At 64.8% G+C, this 19,185-nt stretch carries 15 protein-coding genes; 9 read left to right on the top strand and 6 right to left on the bottom strand.

What is annotated here, in order from left to right:
- Positions 1 to 37: 37 nt before the first annotated feature.
- Positions 38 to 982 (bottom strand): AraC family transcriptional regulator, encoded by a 945-nt coding sequence (locus KRZ98_RS13680; protein WP_217674044.1) that lies wholly within the window; start codon positions 980 to 982, stop codon positions 38 to 40.
- Between the two features lie 350 nt (positions 983 to 1,332).
- Between KRZ98_RS13680 and KRZ98_RS13675 the strand changes: the two genes are divergently transcribed.
- On the top strand, positions 1,333 to 2,379 hold the full coding sequence (locus KRZ98_RS13675) for a quinone-dependent dihydroorotate dehydrogenase (protein ID WP_217674389.1): 1,047 nt from the start codon (positions 1,333 to 1,335) through the stop codon (positions 2,377 to 2,379).
- 9 nt (positions 2,380 to 2,388) lie between these two features.
- On the opposite strand, the gene KRZ98_RS13670 is transcribed toward KRZ98_RS13675, so the two are convergent.
- Positions 2,389 to 3,852, bottom strand: a complete 1,464-nt coding sequence (locus KRZ98_RS13670) for a PLP-dependent aminotransferase family protein (protein ID WP_217674043.1) — start codon at positions 3,850 to 3,852, stop codon at positions 2,389 to 2,391.
- 90 nt (positions 3,853 to 3,942) lie between these two features.
- Here KRZ98_RS13670 and KRZ98_RS13665 point away from each other — a divergent pair, with 90 nt between their 5' ends.
- From KRZ98_RS13665 to KRZ98_RS13655, 3 genes are all read left to right on the top strand, one after another.
- A complete protein-coding gene (locus KRZ98_RS13665) occupies positions 3,943 to 4,545 on the top strand; it encodes a YitT family protein (RefSeq protein WP_217674042.1) in 603 nt (200 codons plus the stop codon).
- A gap of 69 nt (positions 4,546 to 4,614) precedes the next feature.
- A complete protein-coding gene (locus KRZ98_RS13660) occupies positions 4,615 to 5,796 on the top strand; it encodes a hypothetical protein (RefSeq protein WP_217674388.1) in 1,182 nt (393 codons plus the stop codon).
- Between the two features lie 14 nt (positions 5,797 to 5,810).
- Positions 5,811 to 6,317 (top strand): DUF1993 family protein, encoded by a 507-nt coding sequence (locus KRZ98_RS13655; protein WP_217674041.1) that lies wholly within the window; start codon positions 5,811 to 5,813, stop codon positions 6,315 to 6,317.
- A 4-nt stretch (positions 6,318 to 6,321) separates the two neighbouring features.
- On the opposite strand, the gene KRZ98_RS13650 is transcribed toward KRZ98_RS13655, so the two are convergent.
- The gene (locus KRZ98_RS13650; protein ID WP_217674040.1) at positions 6,322 to 6,804 is read right to left on the bottom strand and encodes a hypothetical protein; all 483 of its coding nucleotides are present in this window, start codon (positions 6,802 to 6,804) and stop codon (positions 6,322 to 6,324) included.
- Between the two features lie 86 nt (positions 6,805 to 6,890).
- Here KRZ98_RS13650 and gyrB point away from each other — a divergent pair, with 86 nt between their 5' ends.
- Both gyrB and KRZ98_RS13640 read left to right on the top strand, forming a co-directional pair.
- Entirely contained in the window at positions 6,891 to 9,380 is a 2,490-nt protein-coding gene (gene gyrB, locus KRZ98_RS13645) for a DNA topoisomerase (ATP-hydrolyzing) subunit B (RefSeq protein WP_217674039.1), read from the top strand.
- A gap of 1 nt (position 9,381) precedes the next feature.
- Positions 9,382 to 9,897 carry a membrane-like protein gene (locus KRZ98_RS13640; protein ID WP_217674038.1) on the top strand — a complete coding sequence of 172 codons (516 nt, stop codon included), beginning with the start codon at positions 9,382 to 9,384 and terminating at the stop codon, positions 9,895 to 9,897.
- A 46-nt stretch (positions 9,898 to 9,943) separates the two neighbouring features.
- Here the strand turns inward: KRZ98_RS13640 and KRZ98_RS13635 are convergent, their stop codons facing one another.
- The 3 genes from KRZ98_RS13635 to KRZ98_RS13625 all read right to left on the bottom strand — a co-directional run bounded on the left by KRZ98_RS13635 (position 9,944) and on the right by KRZ98_RS13625 (position 14,823).
- Positions 9,944 to 10,498 carry an ankyrin repeat domain-containing protein gene (locus tag KRZ98_RS13635; protein WP_217674037.1) on the bottom strand — a complete coding sequence of 185 codons (555 nt, stop codon included), beginning with the start codon at positions 10,496 to 10,498 and terminating at the stop codon, positions 9,944 to 9,946.
- Positions 10,499 to 10,601: 103 nt separating this feature from the next.
- The gene (locus KRZ98_RS13630) at positions 10,602 to 12,269 is read right to left on the bottom strand and encodes a catalase (protein WP_302849116.1); all 1,668 of its coding nucleotides are present in this window, start codon (positions 12,267 to 12,269) and stop codon (positions 10,602 to 10,604) included.
- 145 nt (positions 12,270 to 12,414) lie between these two features.
- Positions 12,415 to 14,823 carry a ligase-associated DNA damage response DEXH box helicase gene (locus KRZ98_RS13625; protein ID WP_217674036.1) on the bottom strand — a complete coding sequence of 803 codons (2,409 nt, stop codon included), beginning with the start codon at positions 14,821 to 14,823 and terminating at the stop codon, positions 12,415 to 12,417.
- A 187-nt stretch (positions 14,824 to 15,010) separates the two neighbouring features.
- Here KRZ98_RS13625 and KRZ98_RS13620 point away from each other — a divergent pair, with 187 nt between their 5' ends.
- From KRZ98_RS13620 to KRZ98_RS13610, 3 genes are all read left to right on the top strand, one after another.
- Entirely contained in the window at positions 15,011 to 16,330 is a 1,320-nt protein-coding gene (locus KRZ98_RS13620) for a cystathionine gamma-synthase family protein (protein WP_217674035.1), read from the top strand.
- A 1-nt stretch (position 16,331) separates the two neighbouring features.
- On the top strand, positions 16,332 to 17,261 hold the full coding sequence (locus tag KRZ98_RS13615) for a 2-hydroxyacid dehydrogenase (RefSeq protein ID WP_217674034.1): 930 nt from the start codon (positions 16,332 to 16,334) through the stop codon (positions 17,259 to 17,261).
- Between the two features lie 68 nt (positions 17,262 to 17,329).
- Entirely contained in the window at positions 17,330 to 19,177 is a 1,848-nt protein-coding gene (locus tag KRZ98_RS13610; protein WP_217674386.1) for an AsmA family protein, read from the top strand.
- Positions 19,178 to 19,185: the final 8 nt, after the last annotated feature.

The following is a 19,185-nucleotide window of genomic DNA, read 5'->3' as shown; positions in this document are numbered from 1 at the left end:
CCCGCGCGCCATTTATCAAGGCTTTTTTAGGCCATCTTCAGCTCAAGCGGTTGAGCGTCGCGACATCGGCGCCCAGCGACCGGCGCAGCAAGGTCAGTTGCGCCACGGCGGACGGTTCGGTCTGCAACTGGTGCGGGGTCAGACCGATGAAATGCTTGATTTCCCGGATGAAGTGCGACTGGTCGTAAAAACCCGCCTCGTCGCACAAGAGTTGCCAGCTTTCCCGATCGAGCGCGATCTTGGCCGAACAGCGCAAGGCGCGATATTTGCGCGCCAGCAGCTTGGGCGGGGCGCCATAATATTTGTTGGTCAGCCGGGCGAGCTGGCGCGGGGACAGGCCGGTGGTTTCCGCCAATATCTCGATCCGCGGCGATCCTTCATCCATCAGCCAGGCGTCGACGGCATGGAGCAGCGCCCAGGTAGCCGGGCGTGGCGGCTTGATCATCGCCCCCAGTTGCGCCCAGCACAGGGCGGCCATCGCATCCGCCTGATCATCGTCCAGCGCGCGGAGATCGTTAAGCAGGCGCGCATAGGCATCACCCCGTTCCACCGCCAGATCGCACAATCGGTCCGCAAGCACGCTGGCGTCGCTGCCATGCAGCGCCAGCCAGCCGGCGGGCAGCAGCGAAATGCCCACGACCCGTGCGGGCCGGTCCAGTTCAAACCGGGTCGCGCCCATGGTCGGTCCCAGCAAGCAGACGTCGGGCGTCGCCATCGCCACGCCGTCCTGAAAATGATAATGGCCCCCGCCATCGAGCATGAAGCGCAGTTGCGGCACGTCGGCACGGGTTACGTCGGCATAATGGTCGGCCGATACAGTGAACAAATAAAGAGAGCCGAAATAGGCGCGCAAATGTTCAGGTGGCGCAAAGTAGCGCAACCGCACAGGGCCCTGCGCGGCGGCCACGGTATAGGATAGTGGCCCCCGGTCGTCCGGTAGAGCGACACCGCCCCCGGCCCTGTCGATGTGATGCGACCCCATTTTCTTACCCCAGTTGGGATTTACTATGCGCCAACATCGTCACCGCGCAAGCGGGATGGATAATAAACTGTAACTTTTGTTCGTTTGTGCCGCGCTGCACAAAAAATGGCCCGGCAATTTGCATTGCCGGGCCAGTAAAAGGTCTCATCGGCTGGAAGCCTAAGAGCCTTCGGGTCGCAGGGACGCTTTACCCCCGAATCACGGCAATATTATTGGACGGATCGGACATTTTTCAGCTGAAAACGATCTCAATCATGACGTTTCCTGTTATGAAATGACGTTAGGAAGGGGCTGTGGCTATGCTGCAACAGCGACTCGACGGACAGCCCCGCCGCTGGCATAGCGCGGCCATGCCCTACCGTCTGATCCGCCCGCTGCTGTTCGCCCTTGATGCCGAGCGCGCCCATAATCTGTCGATCGCCGCACTGCGCCTGATGCCGACTCCCGGCCCGTTGACGCCGGACCCAATGCTGGCGAGCCAGGTCGCGGGGATCCCCTTCCCCAATCCGGTCGGTCTGGCGGCAGGTTATGACAAGGAAGGCCGAGTCGCGCACAAGATGCATGGCCTGGGCTTTGGCTTCGCCGAGCTGGGAACGCTGACCCCGCTGGCCCAGCCGGGCAACCCCCAGCCCCGGCTGTTCCGGCTGGTCGAGGACAGAGCGGTGATCAACCGTTTCGGCTTCAACAATGGCGGACAGGGCGCGGCGGCGGACCGGATCGCGCGGTATCGCCGTCCGGTGGGGGAAGGGCCGGTCATCGGCATCAACATCGGCGCGAACAAGGACGCGACCGACCGGATCGCCGATTATGTCACCGGGGTGCAGGTCATGGCCCCGCTGGCCGATTATCTGACCGTCAATATCTCCTCCCCCAACACGCCGGGGCTGCGTGCGTTGCAGGATCGCGCCGCGCTGGACGCCTTGCTGGGCGCGGTGATGGCCGCGCGGGGCAGCCGCGCGACGCCGATTTTCCTGAAGGTCGCGCCCGATCTGGAACCTGCGGATGTGGAGGATATTGCCGCCGCCTGCCTCGACCATCGGATCGACGCGCTGATCGTGTCCAACACGACCATCACCCGCCCGGCGCTGCGGTCAGTTCATGCAGGCGAGACCGGCGGGCTGTCGGGGGCGCCGCTGACCGACCTGTCGCTTCAGAAATTGCGCGATTTCCGCCGGTTGCTGGGCGCGCGGCTGCCGCTGATCGGGGTTGGCGGCATTGCCGATGCGGAGCAGGCCTATGCCCGCATCCGCGCGGGCGCATCGCTGGTCCAGCTTTACAGCGCGCTGGTCTATGAGGGACCGTATCTGGCGAAGCGGATCAATCATGGCCTCAAGGCGCTGATGAGGCGCGACGGCTTTGCGACCATCGACCAGATCGTCGGCATCGACGCCTCATAGACCGCACCTTCAGATCAATCGGTCCGCCTCCAGCGCCAGCGCCAGCGAATCGCGACCCCTGGGGGTGCGGGCGTGAAGATGGGCGTCGGCCTGGACCAGCCGTTCCACGCCGGTCGCGAGTTGCGCTTCGGGCAGGGTGAAGGGCAGGCGCAGGAAGCGTTCAAACGCGCCGCTGACGCCAAAGCGCGGCCCGGCGGCGACCCGGACGCCCAGGCTTTCGGCCAGCGCCGTGAGTGCGGTCGCCTCCGCACGGGGGAGTTCGGCCCAGAGCGACAGGCCGCCAGCGGGCGATTCGACCCGCCAATGGGGCAGATGCTGTTCGAGCAGCGCCAGCAGATGGTCACGCCGCCCGCGCAGCATATCGGCGCGCGCGCCCAGCCCTTCGTCGGCATCGATCAGATGGGCGACGGCCAACTGTTCGACCACGGGACTCGCCATGTCCATCGTCGTGCGCAGGCGTCCCAATGCCGCGACCGTCTGCGGATCGGCGCGAATCCAGCCTACCCGAAGCCCGCCCCAGAATATCTTGCTGGCTGACCCCATGGTGATGACCTGACGCCCCGACGGATCATGAATCGCGACCGGCGGTGGCGGGGCGAAATCGAGGCCCATCGCCACCATGGTTTCGTCGATCACCAGCGGGGTGTGGCTGCGGGTGGCGGCGGCGACCAGCGCGCGGCGAGTCGCCGGGTCCATGCTGCGCCCGGTGGGGTTGTGGAAATCGGCGATCAGATAGGCAAAGCGCGGCGCGGTCTGGCGGAAGGCGGCGTCCATCGCGTCGATATCCCAGCCATGGGTTGGCAGGCCGACCGGCACCGGCACGACATGGGCGCGCTGCAACGCCTGAATCGCGTTATGATAGGTCGGGTGATCGATCACGACGCGATCGCCCGGCCCGGCAAGCCAGTGGAGCAGCAGCGAAAAGCCCTGCTGCGCGCCGTTGGTGATGATGATCTGGTCCGCATCGGTCGGGCAACCCCGCCGCTCGAAATGGGCGGCGACGGCGCGGCGCAACACGGGCAATCCGAGCGGATCATAGCCCAGATCGCCCAAATAGGCGGGCAGCGCCTCGACCGCTGCCTGCATCGCGCGACCGACGCCCGGCGCAGCGGGCAGGGCGGCATGAGTCCAGTTGAGCAGATTGCCGCCCGTGATCATGTCGATGTCCGCCTGGGGCGGTTCGACCCGGCCCGGCGGCAGGCGGGTGACGCTGCCCGACCCCTGCCGACTTTCCAGATAGCCCTCGTCCCGCAGCCGGTCGAACGCCGCCGCGATCGTCGTGCGCGACAGGCCCAGCGCGGCGGCCAGCTCGCGCTCGCCCGGCAGGCGGACGTTCAGGCCCACGCGCCCGTCCAGCACCAGCATCCGCAGCGCCTGCGCCAGTTGGCGATAGGCTGGCTGGGCGCTGTCCTGCGCGCGCCATGCGCCCAGCAGGCGAAGCAGGGAGGGCGGGCGAAGGAAGGAAGTGGACATGGCGATCTGATCCAATTTGCGGACGGTCAGGGCCATTTATGTCGAAATGGTCCTTTTGGAAAAGGCCAATTGTGACGAAGAAGCCTGCCCATGATGATGCACCGCCGCCTTTTCCAGCTTTTCTGGGGCCTTGGCCTCTATGGTTTTTCCATGGCGCTGATGCTGCGCGCCAATCTGGGCCTCGACCCGTGGGACGTGCTGCATCAGGGGATGGCGCCCCGGCTGGGCCTGAGCTTCGGCATGACTGTCAATCTGGTCGGCGCGATCGTGCTGCTGTTGTGGTGGCCGCTGCGCCAGCGGCCGGGAATTGGCACGGTGGCCAATATCGTCTTGATCGGCACGGCGGTGGACCTGTCGCTGATTCTGCTGCCGACGCCGGAGGGATTTGCGATGCGTGCGGCCTGGCTGGGTGCGGGAATCGTGCTGAACGGCATCGCCGGGGGTGCCTATATCGGCGCGGGGCTGGGACCGGGGCCGCGCGACGGGCTGATGACGGGTTTGTGTCGTCGCACGGGCCTGCCGGTCAAATGGGTTCGCACAGGCATAGAGTTGGCCGTGCTGGCGATCGGCTGGCTGCTGGGTGGGACGGTGGGCGCAGGCACGGTTCTTTACGCGATGAGCATTGGCTGGATCGTCCACCATGCCCTGCCCTGGTTCCGCATCGACGCGCCGGAGCGGGCGGCGCTGGCCTGAAGGGAGATTGACCGGGGCAGCCATCCGGGCATGATCGGCCGGTCCACCCCCGACACCGGAGCCGTCGCGATGCGCCCCCTGATTGCCGCCTGCCTGCTGATATTGACCGGTGCCACGAGCGATAACAGCGCTTTAGCCCCGCTAGCCTTTGAGCAGGTCGCGCCTGCGGGCACGAAAATGCCCCGGTTCAAGGTTGATGCGGCATGGCCCAACATGCCCGGCGATCTGTTGCTGGGACAGGTGAGCGGGGTGGCGGTCGCGCCCGATGATTCGGTCTGGGTCGTGCATCGCCCGCATAGCCTGACCGCGACCGACACCGGCCTGGCCCAGACCCCGCCCATCGCGGTCTGCTGCAAGCCAGCCCCGCCCGTGGTCCATTTTGGCAGCGACGGGCGCTATCTGGGCGGTTGGGGCGGGCCTGGCAGCGCGCCGAGCGTCGATGGCGTCAACCAGTGGCCAGCCAGCCTGCACGGCATGTTTGTCGACGCCGCTGGCACCATCTGGTTTGGCGGCAATGGCAAAGACGACCATGTCGTATTGAACTATCGCGCCGATGGCACCTTCATCAGGGCTTTCGGCCAGCGGGGCAAGACCGGCGGCAATGATGCGACCGACCAGTTGGGCAACCCGTCCGACGTTAACCATTCCGACGGCATCGTCCTGATTTCAGACGGCTATGTGAACCGGCGGGTGATCGGATATGATGCCCGCACTAATGGCTATAAGGGGCGTTGGGGCGCCTATGCCAAGCCGCCGATTGCGCCGACGCGGCAGGGCGCGTTCGACCAGAGCCATGCCGTTGATCCCAGCAAGATCGCCGATCCCAAGGCGCAGACCTTCGCCGACATCGTTCATTGCGTGGTGCCGACACGGGACGGCCATGTCTATGTCTGCGATCGCAACAATAATCGGGCGCAACTGTTCAGGCGGGGCAAGGATGGCGGCCTGACCTTCGTGCGCGACCTGGTGATTGCGGGCGAGACGGGCGGCACCCATACGGTTACCGACATCGCTTTCTCGCCCGATCCCGACCAGACCTATCTTTATGTCGCGGACATGATGAACGGGCGGATCTGGATCTTGCTGCGCAAGACGCATGAGGTGCTGGGCGCGATTGGCCGGGTCGGACGGCAGCCGGGGCAATTTACCTGGCTGCACAGCATTGATACCGACAGCGACGGCAATATCTATGCAACCGAGGTCAATACCGGCCGGCGCGTACAGAAGCTGGTGTTCACCGGCATCCAATGAGAGGGGGACGCCATATGGCGACCGCATTATACGATCTGACCGTTCCCATGTTCATCCGCGGGCTGAACGCATTGTCGGGGGTACTCGACAAGGGCGCAGCCTTTGCCGCCGAAAAGGGCATTGACCCCGCGACGCTGACCGGCGCGCAGCTGATCGCGGACATGAAGCCGCTGACCGCGCAGGTGCAGTTCGCCTGCGATACCGCCAAGGGGACGGTGACGCGGCTGGGTGATCTGGAGCCGGTGGCGATGGCGGACAGCGAACAGACGTTCGACGAGTTACAGGCGCGCATCGCCAGGACGATCGCGCTGCTGGAAGCAGTGCCGCGCGAGAAGATTGACGGGCGGGAGGATGCCGCCGTGGTGCTGAAGGTGCCGAATGGCGAGATTCCCTTTACCGGCAGCAGCCATGTACTGACCTTTTCCCTGCCCAATTTCTATTTTCACCTGACCATGGCCTATGCGTTGCTGCGCCAGGCGGGCGTGCCTGTGGGAAAAATCGACTTTCTGGGCGGGATTTGAGGCCTTAGCCGGCGATCAGCCGGACATAGGCGCTGGCGACCCATCCGCTGACGCAGGGGCCGTCATAGGGCTGTTTGCGATCGACCGGGGAGGAGACGCCGCAATCGGCGGGTTCCGCGGCATTGTCGGTAGCGGGTGGTGGAGCCAGCACCACACCCAGCCATTTCTGGTCGAGGCTGCGGGTGCAGATATAGGTGCGGTCGCCTTCGGCCAGGCTCGCGAGGATTTTTGCGTCGCCAAAGGGGGCTGCGCGCAACGGCAGGCCGTTTGGTCCCGTGCGCGCCACCTGCCCCATGCCGCCACAGGCGTCCATGCGCGGGCCATCCTCACCGATCGTCACGGCGCGGGCAACCGGCGCGTCCATTCGGCTTTCGGGGACTTCGGCGCGGGGTGCACCGGCAAGCGAACTATTGGGCAATTCGTCCAGCACCTCGCGGCTGTCGGAACAGGCGGCAAGCAGGAAAAACAGGGCGATGGCGCGCGACATGGCACAGGGGATAGACTGGTCCGGCGTGCGGGGGAAGGCACCATGTTTCGCTTTAGTTTCAGCGAGGCTTTCCCTATATGCTCGGCATGAGCGACGAACCCCAGAATAGCCCGAACAATAACGAATATGGCGCGGACAGCATCAAGGTGCTGAAAGGGCTGGATGCCGTGCGCAAGCGGCCCGGCATGTATATTGGCGATACCGACGACGGATCGGGCCTGCACCATATGGTGTTCGAGGTCAGCGACAATGCGATCGACGAGGCGCTGGCCGGGCATTGCGACCGGATCGACATCACCCTGAACCCCGATGGCTCCGTCAGCGTGATGGACAATGGCCGGGGTATCCCGACCGGCATCCACACCGAAGAGGGCGTGTCGGCGGCTGAGGTCATCATGACCCAGTTGCACGCAGGCGGTAAGTTTGAGAATACCAGCGACGACAATGCCTATAAAGTGTCGGGCGGCCTGCATGGCGTGGGCGTGTCCGTGGTGAACGCCCTGTCCGACTGGCTGGAGCTGAACATCTGGCGCGACGGCCAGGAACATTGGATGCGGTTCCGCAACGGCGACGCCGAAGCACCCCTGAAGGTGCTGGGTCCGGCGGCACCGGGGCAGAAGGGGACCAAGGTCACCTTCATGTTCTCCACCGACACGTTCAAGAATGTGACGGACTATGATTTCGACAAGCTGGAGCATCGCTATCGCGAGCTGGCGTTCCTGAACAGCGGCGTGCGCCTGTTCCTGACCGACGCGCGGCATGAGGAAAGCAAGACGGTCGAGCTATATTATGAGGGCGGCATTGCGGCCTTCGTCAAATATCTCGATCGCAACAAGGCGGCGATGATGCCGGAGCCGATCGCCATTTCCGGCACCCGCGATGATGTGACCATCGACGTCGCGCTGGAATGGAATGACAGCTATTATGAAAATGTGCTGTGTTTCACCAACAACATCCCGCAGCGCGACGGTGGCACCCATCTGGCCGCGTTCCGCGCGGCGCTGACCCGGACCCTCAACAATTATGCCGACAAGTCGGGCATGTTGAAGAAGGAGAAGGTGTCGCTGACCGGTGAGGATATGCGCGAGGGGCTGACCGCGATCGTATCGGTCAAGCTGCCTGATCCCAAATTTTCGTCCCAGACCAAGGATAAGCTGGTCAGTTCCGAAGTGCGCCAGCCATTGGAAAGCCTGATGGCCGACAAGATGGCCGAGTGGCTGGAGGAAAATCCCACCCACGGCAAGATGATCATCCAGAAGGTGATCGACGCCGCCGCCGCGCGCGAAGCGGCCAAGAAGGCGCGCGAACTCACGCGGCGCAAGGGCGTGCTGGACATTGCCAGCCTGCCCGGCAAGCTGGCCGACTGTCAGGAACGCGACCCGGCCAAGTCCGAACTGTTCCTGGTCGAAGGCGATTCGGCGGGCGGTTCGGCCAAGCAGGGCCGTAACCGGCATAATCAGGCGATCCTGCCGCTGAAGGGCAAGATATTGAACGTCGAGCGGGCGCGGTTCGACCGGATGATTTCGTCCAAGGAAGTCGGCACGCTGATCCAGGCGATGGGCACCGGCATCCGCGACGATTTCAACATCGAGAAGCTGCGTTACCACAAGATCGTCATCATGACCGACGCCGACGTCGATGGCGCGCATATCCGCACGCTGCTTTTGACCTTCTTCTACCGCCAGATGCCGCAGATCATCGAGGCCGGGCATCTCTTCATCGCGCAGCCACCGCTCTACAAGGCGACGCGCGGACGGAGCGAATTGTACCTGAAGAACGACACCGCGCTGGAGCAATATCTGGTTGATAATGGCGTCGAATCGATGGTGCTGGAGGGGCCGGGCGGCAGCCGGACCGGCAATGACCTCAAAAGCCTGGTCGATCATGCGCGGCGGATGCGCGCGGTGATGCGCTATGTGCCGCGTCGTTATGACCCCACGATCATCGAGGCGCTGAGCCTGACCGGCGCACTGGACCCCGAATTGTCGCAAGATGCGCAGGCAGAGCGACTGGCGGCTGCGGTTGCGTGGATGGGCGCGCAGGATGCGGAAGGCAAATGGACCGGCCGGATCGCGGAAGAAGGCGGCTTCCATTTCGAGCGGCTGTGGCGCGGCGTGACCGACCATCATGTCATCGAACATGGCTTTGTCGGATCGGCCGAAGCGCGTAAGCTGCACACGCTGGCAAGCGAGGAATCGCAAAGCTATGTGACGCCATCGCGGCTGGTGAGCGCCAAGGCGGCGCAGGCGGCAGAAGAAGCGGGCGAGGATGACCTGCCCGTGGTCGCGGCCAAGGGTTCGACGCTCGTGACCCGGCCGAGCGAATTGCTGGCTGCGATCCTGGCCGCCGGGCGCAAGGGGCTGGCGATCCAGCGCTATAAGGGTCTGGGCGAAATGAACGCGGAACAGCTATGGGAAACCACGCTTGACCCGGACAATAGGTCGATGCTGCGGGTAGAGGTCGAGCAGGCGGACGTTGCCGACGAGATTTTCAGCCGCCTGATGGGCGAAATCGTCGAGCCGCGCCGCGAGTTCATTCAGGACAATGCGCTGAACGTCGCCAATCTGGACGTCTAAGGTGATAGGATTGCGGCTGGCTGGCGTCGTGCTGTTGAGCGCGGGGCTGGGTGGCTGCGACACTGAGCTGGACAATGATAGAGAGGCGTTCAGTCAGGCCGTGCCGGCGGTGGTGAATAGCGCGCCGCCGGCGAATGGCCCGGCGCCGGCCAAGCAGAGTAAATCATTGAAAAATGACGATATTTCTGGTTCACGAGACACGCACCCTGCCCCGTCACAAGTCAAGTCTGCGCCCGATTATCGGGCGATCGGCACTGAACCCTTCTGGGCGGTGACCGTGCGCGGGGACGCCGCAACGCTGGAGCGACCGGATCATCCGCCGGTGCGCTTCGCGGTGGCGCGTCATGTCGAGGAACGGGTGATTCGCTATTCCGGCGACGGGTTTGCCATGACGATCAGCGAAGGGCCGTGCAGCGACGGGATGAGCGACGCGCTGTGGCGCGACCGGGTGGCGGTGGCTTTTGTCGACGGGGTGTTGAAAGGGTGCGGGGGTGAGCGGGACGAGCGCGCGCCTTAAGGCGACGGCGCGCTGGTTTCTCGACTTCGCTCGAAACGAACGGAGATTACTGCCGCCTCTCCAGTTGCGCGACCATGGCGTCATTGCCTTGCCCCTGCGCCACGGCTTTGGCGGTGCGGCCTGACGCATCGGCGAGTGCCGGGTCCGCGCCTGCCTTGACCAGCATCGTCACCTGCGCGCTGCGGCCAAACAGGGCGGCCATCATCAGCGCGGTCTGGCCCGTCTTGTTGCGGGCGTTGACGTCACAACCGGCGGTCAGCAGCCGGGCGGCGATGGCGTCATTGCCCTTGAACGCGACGCCCATCTGCGCGGTATTGCCCTGCGATGCGTCGGGCTTGCACGGGTCAGCGCCTGCCGCGATCAGCGCGTCTAGTGTTTCTGCCTGCCCATTATAGGCGGCCAGGATCAGGGGCGTGAAGCCACGCGCGTCGGTGGCGTTGATGTCCACGCCAGCCTTGACCAGCGGAGCGATCATGTCGGTGCGACCGAGGCGGGCGGCGTCGAAGAGGAGTTCTTGGCGGCGTTCGGGGGTTGGGAGGGCGTCCGCTGCGGGGGATGGCGTCGCGGTCGCCAGCGCGGTGGCGAGGAGGAGGGAGAGCATGGGAAGTGGCAACCTTGTCGCGGAAGTGATCCTGTGGTCCTGAGCCTGTCGAAGAAGGCAAGTCCTTCGACAGGCTCAGGACGAACGGTGTTTGGCTTTAGCCTCAACGCACGGTCAGGCGCTGTTGTGGGTAGGCGGTTTCATATTCCGACACGGCCTTGGTCACTTCGCCCATCGGCACGTTGACCGCCTTGGCGATGCGCGTGCCATAGTCCTTGTCGGCCTGGTAGAAATAGCTGACCATGATCGTGCGGGTGCGATCGGACGTTACCTGCCCCAGATCGCCTGCAAGGTTGGCAATCAGGTCCGCCTTGTCCTTCGCCGAGAGCGAACGGTAGAAAATGCCCGCCTGCGCGAAATTATTGGTCTTTTCGATCGGCTTGGCATCGACCGTGGCGTTCACCTCATAGGTGGACTGACCAAATTCGGCCGCAGCCTGCTTTTGCACCATCGCCGGGAAATAATTGACGTTGGAGGTCGAACCCGTCGCGTCCATCACCCCGTCCTGATAATTATTCACCACCGGTGCCAGCGGCTTGTTGACCGGCAGCGCCATGACATTCGCGCCGACGCGATAGCGCTGGGTGTCGGAATAGCTGAACAGGCGGCCCTGCAACATGCGGTCAGGCGAGGCTTCGATACCCGGCACCATATTGGCAGGGGCAAAGGCCGACTGTTCGGTAAATTCAAAGAAATTGGCGGGCATCTTGTTCAGCGTCATTTCGCCGATCTTGCGGAAGGGTACGTTCAGCCATTCCTTGGTATCGTCGAACGGATTATAGTCGAGACCGGCAAACTGGTCCGGCGTCATGGTCTGGATCATCAGATCCCAGGTCGGGGCATTGCCCTTGCCCACTTCGCGATAAAGATCGTCGGTCATGAAGTTGAACTGGGCGGCGCCCGCTTCCTTGGCGGTCAGATTCTTGACGCCCTGACGGCTGATCCAGCGGAACTTGGCGAAGGTCACCTTGCCCTGCGCATTCACCAGCTTGAAGGCGTGAACGCCATTGCCGTCCATCGTGCGGTAGGAGGATGGCGTGCCCAGATTGGAATAAAGCTGGGTCAGCATATTGGTCGATTCAGGGGTGTTGGAGAAGAAATCGAAGAAGCGATTGGGATCCTGCTTGTTGGTCACGGGCGAGGGCTTGAGGCTGTGCACCATGTCGGGGAACTGCATGGCGTCGCGGATGAAAAAGACCGGCAGGTTGTTGCCGACCAGATCCCAATTACCCTGATCGGTGTAGAATTTGGTCGCGAAACCACGCGGATCGCGCAGGCCTTCAGGGCTGCCCGACGGGTGAATGACGCTGGAAAAGCGGACGAATACCGGCGTTTCCTTGCCCGATGTGAAGAGCGAGGCGCGGGTCAGGTCGCTAATGTCGGCGGTGGCGCGGAATATGCCATGCGCACCAGTGCCGCGGGCGTGGACGACACGCTCCGGGATGCGCTCACGGTCGAAGCGCGACAGCTTTTCAATGAGGGTCGTGTCCTCCAGCAGGACCGGGCCAAGATCGCCCGCGGTCTTGCTGTTGCGGTTGGCGCCGATCGGCGCGCCATTGTCGCGGGTGAGGTTGGGAACGGCAGCGGGTGCGGCTTCGGCGGGGACCGCCATGGTCTTGCCAGCGTCAGCGGGCAGGGTCACGGTCGCCATGCGTCCGGCAACCTGCGTTTCCGTCTGGGCGAGCGCCTGTGCGCCGATCAGCGCGGACAGGCTGACGGCAGCAAGGGTCAGGCCGCGCAAGGGCGCGGCCGAAATCGGTGAATTCGGCATGATCAGGTTCCTCTGTTGTTTCGTCGATCGTGGCGATCGACACCCCTCGGACTGGGAAACGCTGCATGAACCCGAAAGTTCGCCAAGAGAAACGGCTTATCTTGCTTTCAGATAGTGGCGCTTTCGATGATTGCTGGAGAAACAGTCAATCGGGGCGCATCGCCTGGGCGACCAGCGCCTCCGCCTCGATCAGCAGCGCGTCGTCCGCCGCGCTTTGCGCGACATGCTCGCGACCGATGAGGATGAGGACGGGGACGGCAAGCGGACTGACACGGTCGAGCGTGACATGCAGCATGGTCGTCGCCGCGCGGTCGATCAGGTCGCCGAGCCGCCCCACATCGGTCATGCGCGCGCGCGCGTCGGCCCAGGCGGCCTTGAGCAGCAGATGATCGGGCTGATATTTGCGCAGCACGTCGTAGATAAGGTCGGTGGAGAAAGTGACCTGCCGGCCGGTCTTGCGCTTGCCGGGATGCTGGCGCTCGATCAGGCCGGATATGACCGCAACGTCGCGGAAGGCGCGCTTCAAGAGGCTCGACTGTTCGACCCAGTCGATAAATTCATGGTCGAGAATATCGGCGGAAAACAGGCTTTGCGGATCGGTGACGGGCTTCATGCCATAGATGGCCAGCGCATAATCATTGGCGACGAAGCCGAGCGGCATCAGCCCCTGGCTCTCCATCCGGCGGGTGAGCAACATGCCCAGCGACTGGTGCGCGTTCCAGCCTTCAAAACTGTAGCAGAGCAGATAATGCCGCCCTTCATGCGGGAAGGTTTCGATGAGCAATTGCCCCGGTTGCGGCAGGACCGAGCGCAATTTCTGCATGTCGAGCCATTCGCGCACGTCGGGCGGGAAGCGGTGCCATTGATCGGGACTGGCAAGGAAGGTGCGGACCCGGTCGGCCAGCCGCGTGGACATGGCCATGCGGGTGCCGCCCCAGCTGGGGATGCGCGCCTGTTTGGACGTGGCGCGGACGATCAGGTCGCTGGTGTCCATCTTCACCACCTCCAGCGCCATGCCTGAGAAGAAGAAGCTGTCGCCGGGCGTCAGTTGGGCTGCGAACCCCTCCTCCACCGTGCCGAGCTTGCGGCCATTGGCGAAGCGGACGGCGAGGGCTGGCTGATCGACGATGATGCCCGCGTTCAGGCGATGCTGCTGGATGAAGCGGGGATGGGAGACGCGCCATGTGCCGTCGCTGTCCTGCGTCAGCCGCTTGAACCGGTCATAGGCGCGCAGCGCATAGCCGCCGCCTTCGATGAAGTGGAGGACGGCAGCGAAAGCTTCGGGGGTGAGCGCGCTATAGGGGGTGGCGGACTGGATTTCGGCGAGCATGTCCTCTTCGCGGAACGGCCCGGCGCAGGCGAGGCCCATGATATGCTGGGCCAGCACGTCGAGGCTGCCCGCGCGAAAATCATCGGCATCGCGTTCGCCCGCCTCCACCGCGTCAAGCGCGGCGCGGGCTTCGAGATATTCGAAGCGATTGCCGGGGATCAGGATCGCCTCGCTCGATTGGTCGAGCCGGTGGTTGGCGCGACCGATGCGCTGGAGCAGGCGGGAGGAGCCTTTGGGCGCGCCCATCTGGATGACGCAATCGACATTGCCCCAGTCGACGCCCAGGTCCAGCGATGCGGTGGCGACGAGGGCGCGAAGTTTGCCGTCGGCCATGGCAGATTCCACCTTGCGCCGGGCCTCGATCGACAGGCTGCCATGGTGGATGGCGATGGGCAGGTTGGCGTCGTTCGCCGACCATAATGACTGAAAGATGAGTTCAGCGAGGCCGCGTGTGTTGCAGAACACAAGCGTGGTCTGGTGCGCGGCGATTTCCGCCATGACCTGATTGGCCGCATATTTGCCCGAATGGCCCGACCAGGGGACGCGGCCTTCGGGGATAAGGATGGTGACGTTGGGTTCTGCGCCCGCTTCGCCCAGCACGGCGGCGACCGTGTCGATATCGCCATTGGGCGCGAGCCAGGCGCGATAGGCGTCAACGTCCGCGACGGTGGCGGACAAGGCGACGCGGCGCAGGCCGGGATTGATCGTCTGGAGCCGCGCCATCGACAGGCTGAGCAAGTCGCCGCGTTTCTGGGTGGCGAAGGCGTGGACTTCGTCGACGATCACGGTTTGCAGGTCCGCGAGCATCAGCGCTGCGTCGGGATAGCTGAGCAGCAGCGAGAGCGATTCGGGTGTGGTGAGCAAGATGTGGGGCGGCTTGACGCGCTGCCGCGCCTTGCGGTCGGATGGCGTGTCGCCGGTGCGGGTTTCGACGCGGATGGGCAGTGCCATTTCCTCGATCGGGGCCAGCAGATTGCGACGGACATCGACCGCCAGCGCCTTGAGCGGTGAAACATAAAGGGTGTGGAGCCGGTCGGTCGGTCGCTCTATCAGGTCGGTGAGCGTGGGGAGGAAGCCCGCGAGCGTTTTGCCCGCGCCGGTCGGGGCGACGAGCAGCGCATGATCGCCCCGGCGCGCGGCAGCCAGCATCGCCCGCTGATGCGCGCGCGGGGTCCAGTCGCGCGCGGCGAACCATTGCTCCAGCACCGAGGGGAGGATTTCCATGCAGGGGATGTAGGGAGGCGCCCGTCCGGTGTCACCGGCTTCGTAGGAGTGACCGCTTGCGTGGTAACTAAAATACCAACGCGCGAAATATTCTTACGCCACCCTCTGGCCCTCCGGCCCGTCCCTGCGTTATCATCACGCCATCAGGAGCGGCGCAGCAGACGCCGTATCGAGCAGGAGATCATCTATGTCTGGCGAAACCGAAGCCGACCTTACCAGTGTCGAATCCAACCGTCGCCGTCCCAAGCCGCCGATCATGGAGATTGACGGACGCAAGCTGAAACCCGCGACGCTGATGATGGGGCATGGCTATGACCCCACCCTGTCGGAGGGATCGCTCAAGCCGCCGATCTTCCTCACCTCCACCTTCGCGTTCGAGAGCGCGGCGGCGGGCAAGCGGCATTTTGAAGGTGTGACGGGCATCCGTCCGGGCGGATCGGAAGGCCTGGTCTATTCGCGCTTCAACGGTCCCAATCAGGAGATTGCCGAGGATCGGCTATCGGTGTGGGAGGAAGCCGAGGACGCATTGCTCTTTTCGAGCGGCATGTCGGCGATCGCGACGACTTTGCTGGCGATGGTGCAGCCGGGCGACGTGATCGTCCATTCCGCGCCGCTCTATGCCGCGACCGAATCGCTGATCGGGCGGATATTGGGCAAGTTCGGGGTGCAGTGGCTCGATTTCCCCGCTGGCGCGAGCGAGGATGAGATTGGCGCGGTGATCGAGAAGGCTAGGGGTCTGGGCCGCGTCGCGATGATCTATCTGGAAAGTCCGGCCAATCCGACCAATGTGCTGGTCGATATCGAAGCGGTTGTCGCGCGGCGCAACTTCCTGTTTGCGGGCGAAAGCCATGTGCCGCCGATCGCGATCGACAATACATTTCTGGGTCCGTTATGGCTGAAGCCGCTGGCCCATGGCGCGGATCTGGTGATCTATAGCCTGACCAAATATGCCGGCGGGCATAGCGATCTGGTCGCGGGCGGGGTGCTGGGGTCCAATGCGCTGATCACCACGATCCGGCTGATGCGCAACACGATCGGCACCATATTGGACCCGCATAGCGCGTGGATGCTGTTGCGCAGCCTTGAGACGCTGGAGTTGCGGATGAGCCGGGCGGGTGAGAATGCCGCCAAGGTCTGCGCCTGGCTGAAGGACCAGCCGCAGGTTGAGAAGATCGTCTATCTGGGCTTTCCCGAAAGCGAACGGCAGCGCGACATTTATGCGCGCCATTGCAGCGGGGCGGGATCGACCTTCTCGCTTTACCTGAAAGGTGGCGAGGCGGAGGCCTTTGCTTTTCTGGATGCGCTCAAGATCGCCAAGCTGGCCGTGAGCCTTGGCGGGACCGAGACGCTGGCAAGTCATCCCGCCGCGATGACCCATTTGTCGGTGCCAGCCGTGCGCAAGGCAGCGTTGGGGATTGGCGACAATATGGTCCGCATCTCGATCGGCTGCGAGGATGCCGACGATCTGATCGCCGATTTTGCCCAGGCGTTGCGGGCAATTGGCTGAGATGCGCCGTCCTCTGCTGTTGGTGGGCCAGCCTTTGCTGGCCCCGATCGTGCCGCTGCTGACGCAGGATTATGACGTCATGACTCTGTGGGAGCAGCCCGATACGGCGGCACTGGCGCAGGTGGACGCGGTGATCTGGGCTGGCGAATTTGCGCTGGAACGCGCGCTGGTCGACGCAATGCCGAACCTGTCGCTGATCGCCTGCTTCACCGTGGGCTATGACGGGGTGGATCTGGCGCTGGCCAAGGCGCGCGGCATTGCGGTGACCCATGCGGGCGATGCCAATGCGCAGGATGTGGCCGACCATGCGATCGGCCTGATGATCGCCCATCGCCGCTGGATCGTCGGCGGCGACCGGCATTTGCGCGCTGGCAAGTGGACGATCGAGGCCAAGACGCGCACCCGCTCGATGGGCGGGGCCAAGCTGGGGATCGTCGGCATGGGGTCGATCGGCATGGCGGCGGCGGAGCGGGCGCAGGCGATGCGGATGCAGGTCAGCTGGTGGGGACCGCGCGACAAGCCCGCCCTCCCCTGCCCGCGCGCCGACAGTCTGGAGGCGCTCGCGCGTCAGAGCGACATTTTGCTGGTCGCGGCACGCGCCGACGAGAGCAATCGCAAGATGATTTCGGCGGCGATCATGGAGGCGCTGGGGCCGGAGGGACTGCTGGTCAATGTCGCGCGTGGGCAATTGGTGGATGAGGCGGCGTTGATCGCTGCGCTGAAAAGCGGGCGGCTGGGCGGCGCGGCGATCGACGTGTTCGATCCCGAACCGACCGATCCGGCGCGCTGGGCGGACGTCCCCAATAGCGTGCTGACCCCGCATACCGGCGGGGCTACGCATGAGGCGGTCGGGCAGATGGCGCAGATGCTGATCGCCAATCTGTCCGCCCATTTTGCGGGCGAGCCGCTCCCCTCCCCCGTTCGCCTCTGAACCCTGCGTCGAGTCGTGCGTTGAGCGCGGCACGGCGACGACGCCGCAGGAGGGGGTGCGCAGTGGGTATGAGAGCAGGATCGCGATGGGCAGTCCGCATAGGGGCCGGGCTGCTTGTGCTGATCGGGCTGGCCATCCTGCTGCTGGCCGCTTTCCCATGGGGCATGTTCAAGGGCAGGATCGAGGATCGCCTGTCCGAGCGGATCGGCAAGCCGGTGACGATCGGCGCGATGGTGCGCGAGGATGCCCTGTCCTTTCACCCCGTCGTGCGCCTGACCGACATGCGCGTGCCGCAGCCCGACTGGGCGCCCGGGAGCGGCGATCTGGCGCGGGTTGGCGAGGCGCGAGTGGGATTTTCCGCGCTGGCGCTGCTGACCGGCGGACCGGTGCTCGAAACGCTGGAACTGCGCCGCGCGCGCCTGTCCTTCTATCGCGCCGCCGATGGCCGCGAAAGCTGGAGCGGGGAACGCAGCCGCGCCGACGACAGCAAGGGCAAGCGCCCTGCCCTGCGCAGCCTGACCGTCAGCGACAGCCGCATCGCCTATCGCGATCACAAGCGTGGCCGGTCGGTCGATGCGGCGCTGATCGTGGATGGCAGGGGATTGCGCCTGTCCGGCACCGGCGATGTGCGCGGCCATCCCGTGATGGTGACCGCCAGCGGCGCGCCGATCCTGGGGCATCGGGCGGGTGCGCGCTGGCCGTTCAAGGCGGAGATCGCCGGTGACGCGGTCGGCATGACGTTCGACGGCACGATGGACGGGCCGCTCGACATCGGCCATTTGCGCGGCAAGGTGACCGGCCACGCGATCGACCTGCGCGTGCTGGACGCGATTATCGAGGCGGGCCTGCCCGGCACGCAGCCCGTGCGGCTCACTGCGCAGGTGGTGCGCGACCGGCCGGACTGGAAGGTTGAAAACCTGAAAGGCACGATCGGCCGGTCCGATATTGCGGGCGACGCCACAATCCGCAAACGCGACGGACGCACGCGCATTGATGGCGCGATCCGGTCCGCGCGGTTCGATTTCGACGATCTGGCGTCCAATGAGGGCAAGCGCAAGGCCGCCGCCAAGCGGGCGAAGCTGGGCGAACGGCTGATTCCCGATACCGCAATCGACCTGTCGCGCATGGCGCGCACCGACGGGCGGCTGGCGGTGCAGGCAGACAGGCTGTTATGGCCCGGCTCCAGCCCGTTCCGGTCGCTGAGCGGTACATTGACGCTGGAGCGCAGTCGGCTGGTGGTCGAACCGCTGCGGATGGGACTGACGCGCGGCATATTGAGCGGGCGGCTGGCGGTCGATCAGCGGCAGGGCGGACCCCGGCTCGATCTGGCGCTCAACCTGCGATCGGCGCGCCTGCTCGATTTCTTTCCCGAAACGCGGATCGATGGCGGGCTGGTCGGGCGGATCGCATTGAGCGGGCCGGGGCGCACGATCCGGCAGGCGGTCGGGCGGTCATCCGGCACGATCGCGCTGGTGGCGCGCGACGGGTCGATCCCGGCGCGCACGGCGGCGCTGATGGGACAGGATGTCGGCAAAGGGCTGACGGTGGACAAGGACAAGATAGCGGTGCTGCGCTGCGTGGTGGCGCGGTTCGACGTGGCCAGTGGCGTGGCGCGGGCCAATCCGGTGCTGATCGACACGTCCCGCGCCCAGACCCGCGTCACCGGCACAATCCGCCTGACGGACGAGGCGATGGCGCTGACGATGAGCGGTCAGCCCAAACATGGCAGCCTGTTGCGCCTGAGCGGCACCGTGCCGATTGGTGGGACGATCAAGCAGCCGGACATTCGCATGCCTGCCGAGGTGCGATCGACCAAGGGCATCCTCAAGATGATCGGCAAGGCGATTGCGGGGGACAAGGTGCCGCGCGCAGCCGATGCGGATTGCGAGGGGCTGGCGCGGTCGGCGATGCGTTAAACGCAATT

Source organism: Sphingobium sp. AS12, from assembly GCF_019097845.1.
In the GTDB taxonomy this organism is placed as follows: domain Bacteria; phylum Pseudomonadota; class Alphaproteobacteria; order Sphingomonadales; family Sphingomonadaceae; genus Sphingobium.
This window is presented reverse-complemented; position numbering and strand designations above follow the sequence as displayed.